Annotated in this window: 1 protein-coding gene; it reads right to left on the bottom strand. The window is 46.2% G+C overall.

Translation table 11 applies throughout. The features are described from left to right. On the bottom strand, positions 1 to 558 hold a 558-nt coding region (locus tag ACS8FD_RS23470), incomplete at both ends, for a Na+/H+ antiporter NhaC family protein (RefSeq protein ID WP_439277621.1).

Here is a 558-nt window from a genome sequence, read left to right as displayed (position 1 = left end):
CATTAAACACCGTATCGGCATCACGCCACTTGACCACGCCTGTCGCCATAAAGACCCCAAAGCCAAACATTGAACCGAGCAACAGCGAGTCCGTATACAATTGCACCACAAAAGCAGTCACAATAGCAACCAGGGCGACCAGCGTCTTTAACTTACTTTGCGCCTTGGCACCAGCGGTTGTCTTACTGAGCTCATCATCTTTTAACCCTTCACTTTGGATAGCGGTATCGCGAGCTTCTTTATCGATAGCGACCTGTTGATACTGACGCGGCTTACGGTAGCTGATAAAGACTGCTGTCAACAAACCGATGAACATACCTAACGCGGGTATCGCCATTGCTTGAATCACAGAAATGTTAGCGATATCAATACCTGCTTCACCGACGTTTTTTAGCATGATTTGATTAAGGTAAATATCACCAAAACCATAGGGGATAAACATATAGGTGGTGACCAAACCAAAGGTCAGCAAACAAGCAATCAGGCGTCGATCAATTTGCATGCGGTTAAAAGCGAGTAATAACGGCGGCACGAGCAACGGAATAAAGGCGATGTGTA

It is taken from the genome of Psychrobacter sp. 1U2 (assembly GCF_051847575.1).
The sequence above is the reverse complement of the archived record's forward strand: the minus strand, read 5'-3'. Positions and strand labels throughout refer to the sequence as shown.